The 12373-nt window shown below is 68.3% G+C and carries 20 protein-coding genes; 2 read left to right on the top strand and 18 right to left on the bottom strand.

Annotated elements, in window-relative coordinates; translation table 11 throughout:
• Window positions 1–37: 37 nt before the first annotated feature.
• From ACIBHY_RS17140 to ACIBHY_RS17075, 14 genes are all read right to left on the bottom strand, one after another.
• Window positions 38–565: a hypothetical protein gene (locus tag ACIBHY_RS17140; protein WP_397307136.1), complete on the bottom strand. Its 528-nt coding sequence runs from the start codon at window positions 563–565 to the stop codon at window positions 38–40.
• 2 nt (window positions 566–567) lie between these two features.
• Window positions 568–1029 (bottom strand): phage tail tube protein, encoded by a 462-nt coding sequence (locus ACIBHY_RS17135; protein ID WP_397307135.1) that lies wholly within the window; start codon window positions 1027–1029, stop codon window positions 568–570.
• On the bottom strand, window positions 1026–1433 hold the full coding sequence (locus tag ACIBHY_RS17130; protein WP_397307134.1) for a minor capsid protein: 408 nt from the start codon (window positions 1431–1433) through the stop codon (window positions 1026–1028). Before ACIBHY_RS17130 ends, ACIBHY_RS17135 begins: the two co-directional genes overlap by 4 nt.
• Window positions 1430–1777, bottom strand: coding sequence for a hypothetical protein (locus ACIBHY_RS17125; RefSeq protein ID WP_397307133.1), 348 nt, complete (start codon window positions 1775–1777; stop codon window positions 1430–1432). The genes ACIBHY_RS17130 and ACIBHY_RS17125 overlap by 4 nt, the downstream gene beginning before the upstream one ends.
• On the bottom strand, window positions 1774–2088 hold the full coding sequence (locus ACIBHY_RS17120; RefSeq protein WP_397307132.1) for a hypothetical protein: 315 nt from the start codon (window positions 2086–2088) through the stop codon (window positions 1774–1776). The genes ACIBHY_RS17125 and ACIBHY_RS17120 overlap by 4 nt, the downstream gene beginning before the upstream one ends.
• Complete coding sequence (locus tag ACIBHY_RS17115; RefSeq protein WP_397307131.1) at window positions 2088–2459, bottom strand: hypothetical protein; 372 nt, start codon at window positions 2457–2459, stop codon at window positions 2088–2090. The genes ACIBHY_RS17120 and ACIBHY_RS17115 overlap by 1 nt, the downstream gene beginning before the upstream one ends.
• Before the next feature lie 99 nt (window positions 2460–2558).
• Window positions 2559–2912 carry a hypothetical protein gene (locus ACIBHY_RS17110; RefSeq protein WP_397100535.1) on the bottom strand — a complete coding sequence of 118 codons (354 nt, stop codon included), beginning with the start codon at window positions 2910–2912 and terminating at the stop codon, window positions 2559–2561.
• Between the two features lie 12 nt (window positions 2913–2924).
• Complete coding sequence (locus ACIBHY_RS17105) at window positions 2925–3509, bottom strand: hypothetical protein (RefSeq protein WP_397307130.1); 585 nt, start codon at window positions 3507–3509, stop codon at window positions 2925–2927.
• Complete coding sequence (locus ACIBHY_RS17100) at window positions 3506–3877, bottom strand: hypothetical protein (RefSeq protein WP_397307129.1); 372 nt, start codon at window positions 3875–3877, stop codon at window positions 3506–3508. Before ACIBHY_RS17100 ends, ACIBHY_RS17105 begins: the two co-directional genes overlap by 4 nt.
• A gap of 9 nt (window positions 3878–3886) precedes the next feature.
• Window positions 3887–4909, bottom strand: a complete 1023-nt coding sequence (locus tag ACIBHY_RS17095) for a major capsid protein (protein ID WP_397307128.1) — start codon at window positions 4907–4909, stop codon at window positions 3887–3889.
• Window positions 4910–4930: 21 nt separating this feature from the next.
• A complete protein-coding gene (locus tag ACIBHY_RS17090) occupies window positions 4931–5476 on the bottom strand; it encodes a hypothetical protein (RefSeq protein WP_397307127.1) in 546 nt (181 codons plus the stop codon).
• Window positions 5477–5558: 82 nt separating this feature from the next.
• Window positions 5559–6671, bottom strand: a complete 1113-nt coding sequence (locus ACIBHY_RS17085) for a phage minor capsid protein (RefSeq protein ID WP_397307126.1) — start codon at window positions 6669–6671, stop codon at window positions 5559–5561.
• Between the two features lie 20 nt (window positions 6672–6691).
• Window positions 6692–6847 (bottom strand): hypothetical protein, encoded by a 156-nt coding sequence (locus ACIBHY_RS17080; RefSeq protein WP_397307125.1) that lies wholly within the window; start codon window positions 6845–6847, stop codon window positions 6692–6694.
• A 7-nt stretch (window positions 6848–6854) separates the two neighbouring features.
• Window positions 6855–8399, bottom strand: coding sequence for a hypothetical protein (locus ACIBHY_RS17075; protein ID WP_397307124.1), 1545 nt, complete (start codon window positions 8397–8399; stop codon window positions 6855–6857).
• Between the two features lie 90 nt (window positions 8400–8489).
• Between ACIBHY_RS17075 and ACIBHY_RS17070 the strand changes: the two genes are divergently transcribed.
• Together ACIBHY_RS17070 and ACIBHY_RS17065 are read left to right on the top strand one after the other, a co-directional pair.
• Complete coding sequence (locus ACIBHY_RS17070) at window positions 8490–8831, top strand: PadR family transcriptional regulator (protein WP_397307123.1); 342 nt, start codon at window positions 8490–8492, stop codon at window positions 8829–8831.
• A 365-nt stretch (window positions 8832–9196) separates the two neighbouring features.
• Window positions 9197–9523 (top strand): hypothetical protein, encoded by a 327-nt coding sequence (locus ACIBHY_RS17065; protein WP_397307122.1) that lies wholly within the window; start codon window positions 9197–9199, stop codon window positions 9521–9523.
• Between the two features lie 14 nt (window positions 9524–9537).
• On the opposite strand, the gene ACIBHY_RS17060 is transcribed toward ACIBHY_RS17065, so the two are convergent.
• The 4 genes from ACIBHY_RS17060 to ACIBHY_RS17045 all read right to left on the bottom strand — a co-directional run bounded on the left by ACIBHY_RS17060 (window position 9538) and on the right by ACIBHY_RS17045 (window position 12357).
• On the bottom strand, window positions 9538–10797 hold the full coding sequence (locus tag ACIBHY_RS17060) for a PBSX family phage terminase large subunit (protein WP_397307121.1): 1260 nt from the start codon (window positions 10795–10797) through the stop codon (window positions 9538–9540).
• Entirely contained in the window at window positions 10794–11309 is a 516-nt protein-coding gene (locus ACIBHY_RS17055; RefSeq protein ID WP_397307120.1) for a helix-turn-helix domain-containing protein, read from the bottom strand. Before ACIBHY_RS17055 ends, ACIBHY_RS17060 begins: the two co-directional genes overlap by 4 nt.
• Window positions 11310–11422: 113 nt before the next feature.
• Entirely contained in the window at window positions 11423–11851 is a 429-nt protein-coding gene (locus tag ACIBHY_RS17050; RefSeq protein ID WP_397307119.1) for a hypothetical protein, read from the bottom strand.
• A gap of 2 nt (window positions 11852–11853) precedes the next feature.
• Complete coding sequence (locus ACIBHY_RS17045) at window positions 11854–12357, bottom strand: hypothetical protein (protein ID WP_397307118.1); 504 nt, start codon at window positions 12355–12357, stop codon at window positions 11854–11856.
• Window positions 12358–12373 lie beyond the last annotated feature (16 nt).

Raw genomic sequence — 12373 nt, 5'->3', positions numbered from 1 at the left:
ACGACGAGGGCGGCGAACTCGCGGCGGGTGAGTTGGCCTATTTGCCTCTTCGTGAGCTGGTACTCGCGCCGGAAGTCGGCTTCGATGAGCGTCCAGTACTTCCTGATCCGCCAGTCCTCGGGGTCGAGCTCTTCGCTTTTCCCGACTGCTGTTTGTCCCGCACCATCTCGTACGCCTCGCGGAAGCTGAGTTCGCGGCCCTTGCCGTTGGCCATGCCCCACGCGAGCACGACCTCGAACTCGCGGCCGCTCATGCCAGCGGCGATCCAGGCGTCGAGCACGTCGACGCCGAAGAGATCGGCGAGGAGCTCCTTGAACGCGTCTTCGGACCCGGAGTCCTTGAGTTGGTCGGTCTTGCGCTCGAACAGCAGAGGCAAGTCGTGAGGGACGCGCACGGTGACGCCGCGAATGACTTGGGTCGGCGGGCCCTTGCGCTCATCAGCTTCCTGCCGCTGGACCTCGGCCCAGAAGTCGTCCCACCCCTGAGTCTCGGCGGCGTCAGCGACGGCTTGATCGATGGCGTCGTGCAGGTCGGCGTTGGGGTCGATCGGCTCGGAGTTCGACATGGTCAGGCCACCGCCGCGATGGTGGAGCGACCGCACTTGGTGATCGTGGCCGCCCACGCGCTCTTGTCGTTGGTGGCGCCGCCGGTCTCGCCCAGGCTGACGGTGCATCGCCAGATGACCCAGGTCTGGCTGAGCGGATGCCGGAACCGGACTCGTCCCTGGGAGGAGGCGTAGCCGACCTTGTCTTCGCCGGCCATCTCCTCGACGCGGGCCCGGCCAGGCTGGAGGGCGCCGGTGGCGTCGTCTTTGAGTTCCTGGCCGGCGAGTGCCATGGAGGCGCCGCGCTGCATGATGTCCTGCTCGTAGGCGCCCTCGCTGTCGTAGTCCGTGGTATCGGCCGTCTCTTCGTTCTCGGCTCGGTTGACGGTCACGTTGGCGAGGTTTTCGACGCGCAGCCAGGTGTCGGGGGTGGCGGACTCGACCTGGTAGATGATGTCCCGCGAGTCGATCTTCACGAACGTCATGGGTTCTCCCTGTGTGATGCTGTCCGCGACACCTCGACGCGGAAATTGGCCGTGTACTCGTCGCGTTTGTTGGCGTCCTGGCCGATGTAGACCGGCCCGCCGGACAGGCCGACGGCGAGGGACAGGTAGGTGCCGCCAGCGAGGCGGATCTTGGCGAGGCCGTTGAGCGCGTTGTAGATCGTCTCGGCGTCGCGTTCGGCCACGCGCGGGTCGGAGGCCGGGCCGCGGCAGCGGAACTGGACTCTGACCTCGTCGTAGTTGTCGGCCAGCCTGCTCTCGGCGCCGCCGTACCGGGCCAGGACCACGCAACGATCCGGGGTCGCGGGCATCTTCGGCGAGAAGGCAGGCCCGATGTCGAGGTCGAGTTGGCCGAGCAGCGCGAGCAGTTCCTCCAGGAGGGTCACCGGAGTGCCCGCCGGATCTGGGCGGCGATCAGCTCCCACATGGTGCCCGCCTCGTCGTTGAGCGGCTGCTCCAGGTACTTGGCCTGCCGGCCCGGGTCATGTCGCCAGGTCAGCTCTTCGTGCTGGCGGACGGCGTACACGGTGTCGTAGGAGACGGCGGCGCGGAGCGCGCTGTCGTCGACGCTGGTGACCGCGCTGTTGATGAGGGTGGACTCCTCGATCGGCGCGACCGCCGTCGACCGCTCCAGCAGGTGGTTGACGGCCTTGTGCAGGCCGCGCACCGCGCCCGCACGCTGGCGTGCGCGGATCTGGGCCGTGTTGAGCTTGAGTCGGGCGCGCGTCATTGGAGGGCCACCTCCAGATGATCTGGCGTCGGGAGACCGGCACCGTCCCGGCGGAGTGCGGCGAGAACCTGCGCCTGGCGGCCGTTGACGGTGACGCGGGAGCCGACCGGGCACGTCGTCAACAGCGGCATGTAGATGACGGTGCGGGCCACGATCTCCTCGCCGGTGTTGTCGAGGATCTTCTGGAGCTTGTCGTCCACGAAGCACTTCACCGTGATCGCGTCGCCGTACTCGGGGCCGAACGGGCCTTCGCCCTCGTGCGGCTCGATGGTGACGGTGTGCCTGAGCAGCCAGGCAGGTATAGCGGCCATCAGTCTGTCCACGGGCCGAGGCCGCCGACCAGGCCAGCCTGTTGCAGGATCTTCCAGGCTTGTGGTGCGAGGCGGGCGGCGGCCGAGCCTCCACCACCCACCCCGGCCTGTGAGCCGCGCCCCCGCCGCGCCAACCGGAGGGAGCCGAGCTGCACGTCATCCCACCGGCCTGCCACGCCGGTGCCCGATTCGCCCTCCTCCACCCACGCGGCCACCTGCTCGCACGTCGCCTCCATGAGCGCGGTCACGTGCGCGGCCTCGGTCGGCGCCCCGTCCTCGTCGACGTCGTAGACCGCGCTGAGGAGCGCCTGGTCGACCTCGCGGCTGGCGCGGGTAAGCAGCAGCTCGGCGTTGTCCGGGGCGACAGCCATGTACGTAGGGACGAGGTCTGCGATGGTCGCGTACGCCATGGCACCTCCCAGGTGGTCGCGGGCGGGACGCAGCACCCTCAGCACGGCCCGCCCGCGGGCTCAGGCGTCGAAAACCGCCACGGTCACGTTGGTCGGGGTCGTCCCGGCGTAGTTGACCCACACCGACCCGTCCGGCTGCCGATACGACGCGTCGAACGGGCCGTACGGCCGCCACTTGCCCGCGGCGACCGCGTTCCCCGGCAGGTCGGCAACGGCCAGCGAGGACGGCCCCACGACGCTCGGGTTGACGAACGTGGGAGTCAGCGCGGCGTCGTCGCCGTTGAGGACCACGAAGATCCGGTGCGGCGCCCACTGGAAGCTGTTGCCGTCGGTCAGCTCGGCGGCGGTGTCGACGGCCTCGGGGTCGATGCCGGCCTCGGTGAGCTTGGTGGCGGTGAGTGCAGTTCGTGCCATGTCGCCGTCCTCCTAGCTCACGATCGCGATCGGGCACTTGGCGACGCCGGTCTGGGTGCCGGTCGTGGCCGGGGCCACGTCGCCGGTCGCCGAACCGAACGTGAAGCCCATGGCTTTGCCGCCGACGGCTGCCGAGGCGGTGACGATCGGTGCGGAGCCGATCAGGGTCTGGACGGTGGACGCCGTGGTCGAGGTGGCGACGATGTACCAGCCGTCCTTCTTGATCGTCACCGGGGCGGTGAGGGCCAGCTTGCGGGCGGTGTTGGCCGCCCACGCCGCGGCGCCCTGGGCGGCCGACTGCGCCAGCAGGGCGCCGTCGGGGTCGTAGAGGGCGTGCCATCCGGCGGTGCCGGTGGCCAGCGCGGTGTTCCCGGCGACGAACGCGATGTTGGTGACGACGTCGCCCTTGCGCAGCCAGACGCGGGTACCGATGGCCACGCCGGTCGCGGTCGCGGCCAAGTCGCTGGTGCACGCCCAGGCGGGGATGTTGGAGCGCACGAACGCGCTCTGATCCTGCCCGGGGAGGGCGTTGTACGGCAGGTCGAGTGCGGCGGCGTCCGCCAGCACACCCTCGTAGTAGCGGCTGAGCGTGGTCACTTCTGCTCGCCCTCCTTCTTGGTGTCGTCGGGGTTGGCCGGGGACACAGGCGGGGCCGGCGGCTCCTTCGGCGGGGCGGGCGGCTTGCCGGAGGAGGTGCGCCTCTTCGGCTTCTCCTCCGGCTCGGGCAGGGGCTGGCCGGACGCGTCGGTCTCGACCACCCGGTAGCCCTTGGAGGCGTTGCGGTTCGCGAACAGCACGGCCGAGCGGCCCACCTGCACGGTGTTCTCGTCGGCGGCGCAGAAGCCGTCCTTGTCGCGGGTGTCGTCGAAGCTGACGCGGGCGACACCGTCAGCGAAGGACACGCCGCCGACCCGGCCGGTGAAGTCCGGCCGGGGAGCGTGGATCTCGAAGAATCGGATGCTCACGGTGGTCTCCTACTTGACCTTGATGTTGCGGATGACGCCGCAGCTCCGGGCGTGCTTGAGCACGAGGGTGGCCGGGCCCATCTCCAGCTCGCCGGTCTTGACCGCGCCGCTGGTGGTCCAGTCCGGGTCCCACGTCTTCATGAGCGGCTTGCCGGCCACGCTGGCACCGTGCAGGGCGTTCATGCCGAACCTGACCGCGTACAGGTCGGTGAGGTTGGTGATGTTGCCGCCGCCTCCGCCGCCGTCCGGGTCCCGGGTCTCGACCGGGATAACGTACGTGGTGTCGCCGGTCATGTCGTCGTTGGTGGTGCCCAGGTCCACCAGGGCGGCGTTGCCGTACCGCTCGACGGTGCGGCCGAGGGCGTCCTGGGTGATGGAGTACTGGCCGGCGCGCTTGGCGATGGCGCGGACGCGGGCGATCATCAGCCGGTTTCCGAGCAGCGCGTCAGGTTCGTCGTTGAGCAGCGACAGGAACAGGTCCAGCTCGTTGGAGACGGTGATCGCCTTGTCGACGGTGTTGACCGTGGCCTCGGACCAGTCGGCGTAGTAGGTGCCGCCGGCGTTGGGAATGTACTCGGTCACCGAGCCGGTGAGGGCAACGTCGAGGCCGTCGAACCCCAAGACGTTGCTGGCGTGGTCGCCCTGGATGAGCTGGGTGGCGAACGTGGTCCGGACGCCGCGGATCAGCTCCGAGGTCTGAAACGCCATCTCGTCGGTGAGCTGCGGGCCCAGGTGAGCGAGCGCCCGGTCCAGGTTGTACGCCCCGCCGAACGGATAGAGGCTGGACGTGATCTGGGTGCGCTTCGCCTCGGACGGGGTGTACTCGGTGTTGTAGGCACGGAACTGACCGCCGCGCGTCTGGGTCAGGCGGGCGTAGGTGTAGGTGAGGCTGCCACCGCCCGTGCCCGGGGTCGCCGTGTCGTCGAACGTGATCTGGTCGAGGAGCCAGCTTCCGCGCCGGGTCTCGTCGATCACTGCGTAATCGACGTCCGACGCGGCGTTGCGCATGGCGTCCGCGAGGGTGATGGCCATCTCTCACTTCCTGTCTGGTGGTTAGGTCTGCTGGCGGGCATACGCCTCGCGGATGGACTTCGGGCGCTCCTTCTGGCCGGCGCTTCCGTTGCCGCCGCCGAAGTCACCGCCCGATGTGCCGGGAGCCTTCGGAGCCAGCTTGGCCAGCCGGTCGACGGCCTTCTTGATCGCGGCCTCGTCCACGTCGCCGACGTCGGTGACGAACTTCGTGGTGTCGATGAGGTCGGCGGCGTCGCCGAGCTTGAGCCCGGCCTCGGCCAGCGCAGCCCGGAACGCGGTCGCCGCGAGCTTGGCGCCGAACGCCTTGGACGCCTCCGTCGCGCCTTCGGCCTTGGCCGCGGCGACGGCCTTCTCCTGGTCACTCATGGCTGCGGCCTTGAGCTTCTCCAGCTCCTCAGCCGCCTTGGAGTTGGCCTTGGCCTGCTTCTCCAGGGTCTTACGCTGCTCGCGTTCGGCAGCGAGCGCCGACTTCAGCCCGGCCAGGTCGTCGCCCTGCTGGGACGTCCCGCCGCCAGCTGTCGTGTCGTCCTGGGTGGTGTCGTCGGTCGTGGTGTCGTCGTCAGCCATGCGGCTGCTCTCCTTCAGGTGGGCGCCGGGACCTCACGTCCTGGTGCTCGGTGCCGCCGTGGCGTCACGCCAGGGCGGAGCTTCAGCGGGCGCGGCCGATCTGCTCGCGGTAGCGGAGCCGCTTGAGGCCGTGCTCGTCGATGTGGGCGCGCAGCGCGGTCTGCCACTCGCGGACCTTCGCGTCAGCGCGGCGCTTGGCGAGCGGGTCGAGGGCGCCCGCGGAGCGGCGTTTCCAGCGGCGGATGTGGCGCTCGATGGCGCGCTGGCGCTGCTTTGCCTCGTAGCCGTGCGGGTCGTGGACCGCGTTGTCCACCCGCGTGACGCCGGGCAGGTAGAGGCTCGTGGAGTGCGTGCAGTTCGGGTGGAAGAGCCCGGCCGCGCGCGCGACCGCGATGGGGACGACGTTCACCGCGATGATGCGGTCGTCCACAATCTCGTCCTCGCGCAGCACCCGGCCAGCACGGCCGGAGAGGGACAGGACGCGGCGCTCCCAGGGCCGGCATAGCTCGCACTCGCGCGGGCTGTCGGACACGATGACGAGGTCCTCACCGGCGTCGGTCAGCCGGTCGAAGTGGCCTTGTCGCATCGCCTGGTGGGTGCCGGTGCGCACGGCCATCTCCGTGTAGGAGGCGAGCTCCCAGCGGCGGCCCGCGGTGTCAGTGAACCCTGTGATCCCCTTGTCGAGGAAGCCCTCCCAGGCGTGCTGGGCGGCCTGCCGCCGGGTCTGCACGCCGAGTAGCACGTCCGGGAGCGCGGCGCGGGCGATCACCTCACGGTAGACGTCGAGGCTCCAGCGGAGGATCTGGGTGTGCGTGCTGCGCAGGGTGAGCGCCAGCTCTCGCGCCAGCCGTACCAGCGCGCCCAAGCCGGGCAGCGCCTCCAGCGCGCTGGCCAGGTCCGGCAGCGGAGCCTCGGCCTGCAGCTGCAGTTCTCGGAGGGCTTGCTGGCCGCCGCGTTGTGCCGCGAGGGCGATGGCCTGCCGTACCGCGTTGTCGGAGTCCTGGCCGAGCTTGGCGAGGATGACCTCGATCCGCCTGCGCAGTGTGGTCAGCTCGCGCAGCTTGGCCTGGGCCCAGTCCGGTGAGTCGATCCCCGCGCGCAGGCTGACGGCGATGTCACGGGCCAGCCTGCGCTCGACCCCGGTGTACAGGTCGAGCAGGGTGGCGACTAGGTCGTCCACCGTGGGGGCGGCCATGATGACCACCCCCTACCAGGTCACATACGGCCGTCAGGGGTCTCGTACGGCTCGTCGAAATCCATTTCGGTGAACAGCCCGGCCTTGATCGCGCTGTCCAGATCGTCAACACTGATCGCGAGATCCTCGTTGAGGGCCTTCACAGTGCCGCCGAACCAGACCAGAGGCGTATCCATGCCTCCATCATCTCTCAGCCTGGGGCGGCCCGTCCTGCCCTTCTTCGCCGGGTTCGACTCCGGGCGGCTTGCCGAACGCGTTGCCGAGGTCGGCGAGCGGATCCGGCCGCTGGTCGGCGATCTTCTGGACTTCGACCTGCACCTGCTCTTCGTCCCAGTCCTGATGCGCCATCCGCACGAGAGTCTCGTCGGAGGCGGCATCAGCGCGCCGCAGTAGCTCGACGGTCTGGGCGAGCTGCAGCATGTCCGGCGAGACGGAGTCGGCGAGCACGATGGTCGGGCGTTCCGGGGTAACGCTGAGGTCGGGGAAGAGGGCGGCGGTGAGCTCCAGCAGCATCTCCAGGCCGTCACCCAGAGCCGGGAGGGTGTAGAGGCCCTTCTTCGCCCTGGTCGTCAGGCTCCTGCGCTCCTTGGCGGACACCTCGGTAGCGGTGATGGCCACGCCGTCGTCGCCGAGCCCGAAGCTCTGGCCGGAGTATCCGGTGGCGCGCAGGATCGCCGCCAGCTGCTCGGCCTGCGTCTCCCGGTGCTCCTCGAACCGGATCGCGAACTGCTGCGGCGAGATTTCCAGGCGTTCGCTGTTGACGAGCGGGTTCACCGCTTCGTACAGCTCGCGATCGAGGTCGAAGTAGGAGCCCTTCCCTCGACCGGCGTTCTCCAGGTACGACGAGGGCACGATCAGCCGGGCCTTCGCGAGGCGGATGTCTCGCATCCAGCTGGTCCAGGTTTCATCGAGGGCGTCCATGAGGCCGAGCACCGGGCCGTCGAAGTCGCTGCGGCCGAGGTTGGCGCCGGCCGGGTAGTTCCGCCACGTCCGGTTGGGCCTCATGTTGGGGATGTAGACGGCGGTGCACCGGTCGATGCCGGTGGTGACGACGGGCTTGAGCTTCTCCGTCTCGGGGTGGGCGGTGAGTGGCATCTGGTCGCCCAGCTGGCCGGGTGCACCCTTCCACAGGGCGTGCTGGATGCCGCCCGGCTGGTGGTGCTCCAGGTGCCACCAGCAGGTGGTGTCGTCGGACTCCAAGATCCGCCAGAACGTGCACGCGTGCAGCCGGCCGAACCGCCACTCCGGTACGGCCGCGTCCGCGTGCACCGCAGACAGCCACGGGGCCGGCGCGACATCCGGGTTCCAGACTGCGCGCAGGTAGTAGCCGCCGAGCGCCGCCCCCACCTCGGCACCTTCCAGCAGGGTGGCCTGGAGCTGGGGGAGCATGTCGTCGAGGTGGGCCTGGGTGGCGTCGTTCTCGCAGGTGATCGTCGGGGGCTCGCTGAAAAGCAAGTCGGCGGACATGGTGGCGATGTCGCTGGCCACCGGGACGTGCAGCTTCGTCAGCCGTTCACCCTGCGGGGTGGGTGCGCCCCAGAACATGCGGGCCATCGCGCCAACGATCCCGCCGCGGTACTGCGAAGGCCGGTTGGCCGGCTGCTGGCCCTGGTAGAGGGCGGCCAGTTCCTCGGGCACGCCCCTGTACCAGGTGTCGAGGACGCTGTAGTGGCTGTAGATGGGCTGGAGGTGTCGGGGCGGCCAGGTGCCGCCGCTCGGCAGCGGCATCAGGTGTCCTTTCACAAAACGAACGTGGAACTATCTCTGGACGCGTATCGTTCTCGATATAGGTCCCTTAGTGCATCGAGGTGAGAATCCATGAGCGATCCGCCACCCGCATCACGAATCCGCATGACGACGCCGACCCGCTTGGTTCTCGATCTCCTGGTCGCTGCAGATCCCGCCGACCCGCCATGGGGATACAGGATCTGCGAGCGGACCGACCTTGGCCCTGGCACGGTCTATCCGATTCTCGAACGCCTCGAAAACGCTGGCTGGATCACCGGGGAGTGGGAAGCGGCCACCCCGACCGATCGGCCGCGGCGACGTGTCTACACGCTGTCCAGCGTCGGCCGCCATGGTTACGCTGAAGCCCAAGCTGCCCGTAAGAGCCGCAGCTGGCTGCCTGCCGGTTTTCGCCGGGCAGGAGGCACGGCATGAAGCGGAGCGAAGGAGCGATCTACGTCAAGGGCCACTACAGGAGGCGACCCGGAGGCGGGCGCACCTGGGTCAGGCCGTACACAGCTCGTCTTCGTGAGGGCGGTACTGGCACTACCGCAGCCGCCGGAGCTTCCGGGGTCGCCCTTCTCCTCGGTGCCCTAGCAATCAGGCTGCCTGATTGGACAGATGCTGAAGGAACGGCTGCTGCTCTCCTCCTGGTCACCCTCAGTGCTGGCTCGTTCGTAGTCGCCCTTCTGCGGATGATTCTCAAAAGGCGGCGCACGGTGTCGCCTTCTCAACGACTGGTCGATCTGGCCATGCTCATTGGAGGCGGCAAACGGCACTGGAGGCGGAACGAATGGGCTGTGGACCTCGCCGAGAGCCCCGCTTCTGTGTGGCTAGGCGCAGAGCTCGTAAGAGCCGCGATCGTCATGCGCCTGTCCGACGTGGGCTCGTGGGCTCGTCGTCAGCTCTGCAAACTGCTGATCAGCGAATTTCGTACATGGGGTGTACTCGTTCCGATCTTGGTTCTGGCCTTCTCTGACGTCATCAAGTCAGAGGGGTGGGGCGTGGCAGTCTTCACGATTCCGACCGTTGTGGTCATCTACGAGGGCGTCGCCTGGCTGCGGAAGCGATGGGGCGTGCACGTTCGGCATAGCGATCGCTCTGACCGCTCCGACGAGGACGCGTGAGACCAGCTGGCCAGCTACGCAGCAAGGAGCACGGGCTCTCGTAGCTGGTAGCGCCAGATCGCCCGCGTGGTGTGGGTGCCATACCGGATCATGTCGAGGCCGTGGTCTGCGACCTTGACGGGTTCATCGAGGCCCTTCTCGGCTTTGTCCTCGTCCCAGCTGTAGCCGGGAAACTCGTTGATGATCTCCGGACACGACGCCGCGATCTTCAAGCGGTCCGTGGCCAGCAGGCTCGCGACGGTCATGATGCCCGGCAGAACCTCGTTGTCGCCGAGCGTGGATGTGAGCCCGTCCTCGTGAAGCTGCGCCCGGAAGCTGGCCGCGCTCGGGTCGATGACGGTGTACGGCGGTCGGCCGCCCGTCCGATCGAGGAAGTCGCGGAACCGCGCGCTGTACTCGACGTCCGTGAGCTGCCGATACTCGCGCTTGGAGTCGTAGCGCCATTCGTGCGTGAGGTACAGCCGCTGATCGGCGCCCAGGCCCAGGCGCCCGGCATGGAACGGGTTCGTCGTCCCGTAGTCGGCCGCCGCGCTGATCCACCGGGTGATGGGCGGCACCTCGCGCACCACGTGCACGGCCGGGTCCCACATGTCGTAGATCGCGCCCGCCGCCAAGCACCATTCGCCCTCGATGAACCGGCGCCGCCACAGGCCGACGTACTGGGCCATCAGCAGGTCGATGTACGACTGCTCCAGGCTCGGGTTGTCGCGGAGGGTGAAGTGCCAGCTCCTCACGCCGACTGCGGCGCCGCGGAGAAGGAAGTCGGTGCGAAGCCAGTGCGCCGGCCCGTCCGGGTTCGTCGTCGCCAAGAGCTTCGCGCCGGGCGCCCGCAGGCGGGACAGCAGCATCATCCAGAAGCCCTGAGGCACCAAGGTGGCCTCGTCCACGTACGCGAGCGCGATCGTCGCACCCCGGATCCTGCCCTCAGCCTTCGCATCGGAGGCGCCGACGAGGTGGACGGTGCGGCCGAGGATGACTGCGGTCGTCGAGCCCTTGGTGTGGTGGATCTGCCCAGCGACGAAGCCGAACAGCACCGACGCCTGGAGGGGATCGATGATGTTCCGCTCGATCGTCTGCAGGGTGCGGCCGATGATGACGATGAGCCCATGGTCGGGGGCGCGGATGACCGCGATCAGGAACGCCAGGAGCGAGGCGATGGTCTTGCCCGAGGAGACCGCGCCGGCCCAGAGGGCGATCTGGGGCGTGGCCAGCGCGCCCACGACGCTGCGCAGCTGCTTGGGGGAGAGGACGCGGCCGAGCGCGTCGAGGTTCACGCCTCGTCGTCCGGCGGCAGGTTCGCCGCGGCGACTTCCAGCGCCTCGGCGATGGAGCTGAGCATCGAGCGCGCCTCGCTGGCTCCGCTGTTGGCGTCGTAGTCGGTGAGGCGCAGGGCCTTCTCGACGGCCACACCGACGGTGGACATGATGTCGCGCTTGTCGCGGAACGGCGGCTCGTCGACGGGGTGCTCGTTGTACACGTTGTCCCGGCCGCCGAACGAGTGGATGGTGCAGGGTTCCCAGAGCTGGGCGCGGAGGCGTGCGGCGTCGGCGAGGAGGTCGGAGGCGAGCTGGGCGCGGGTGGCGGCGTTGTCGGCGGCGCGGGCGGCGGTGGCTTCGCGGGTGCGGGCTCGGTCGAAGCTCAAGCCCATGGCTTTGGCGTGTGTGGAGACGGTCCAGCGGTTGCGGCCGATCTGTCTCGCGATCTCGTTGCAGCCGAGGCCCTGGGCGTGGAGGTCGCGGATCTGGTCGCGTTCTTGGTCGGTGACGGGGCGCTGGTCGGAGGGCATCGGTCACCCCCTGGAGTGCGAAAGCCCCGCGCGGTGGCGGGGCTTGTCAGGTCTTCGGGCATGCGGAAGACGCCTCGATCATGGGTTATCCACAGGGGAGGTGTCAAGCCAGGTCAGGCGCGGTCTTCCAGCCGACTCGTGATTGCGGCCAAGATTTCCGTCTCGATCTGCTTCTTGAAGTAGTCGGGCCTGGTCTGCCGCAACTCGCTCCGGTTGGGGGAGGTTGCTTCCACCGAGGCGTATGCATCGGGAGTGGTGTCGAGGTTGAAGGCAGCTCGCGTGATCGGAATCAGGTCCTTGCTGAGCATGGCAGCGCGGGCCTTCATGCGCGCATCTCGGGTAACCACGTTGCTGTCCTGCGTGTTCAGCTGGGAGAGATCCGCGAGGACGCCGAGCTCGAAGTCGATCCGCCGTTCACGGATCAGCGCCTTCTCGTTCTTGTTGCTGTTGATGGTGGACTGGACGATCGCGCCAGCGGCCAGGAGCGCGGCGACTGCAGTACCAGCGGCGTTGACGTACTCAAGCCAGTCGGGAACGCTCACGACTACTTGGCCTCCCACTGCGCGATGTCAGCGCCATCCGCCTTGACCCACGCACTCCAGATGATGTTTCCGTTGGCGAGCTCGACACCTAGCCGAATCTCCTTGGATGCTGCGGGCGATGCCGGAACCTCGAGCTTCTGTCCATGACCTACAACCCACGTCTCCTGTGCTATGCCGTCCAGGGTGTGGTTCAACTCCGGTCCCTGCGTCATAGCGACCTGCACAGTGTCGCTACCTCGTTCCTGTGCGTGGAAGTGCACGAGCTGAACCTTGCCCATTCGATGATTGCTGACGGCAATTTCGGCATATGTGCGGCGGTAGATGTGGGTGCCGTCGACAGGTATGTCAGTCAGGTGAGCAGTGACTTTGACCGTCACCTTGTAGCCTCCGCGCCTGTACGCTGCCCTCGCAAGCAGCATGCTTAGTCCGGCGATGACAAGCCCGCCGACTGCGATCCATCGAGCCAGCCAGTCAACCTGTGGCGCAGCAGTGAAGAGTAAGCTCACGAGTACATTCTGCTCC

The organism is Nonomuraea sp. NPDC050547 (assembly GCF_044457345.1).
GTDB lineage: Bacteria > Actinomycetota > Actinomycetes > Streptosporangiales > Streptosporangiaceae > Nonomuraea.
Note: the sequence above shows the minus strand (reverse complement) of the source record. Positions and strands in the feature narration are given on the sequence as shown.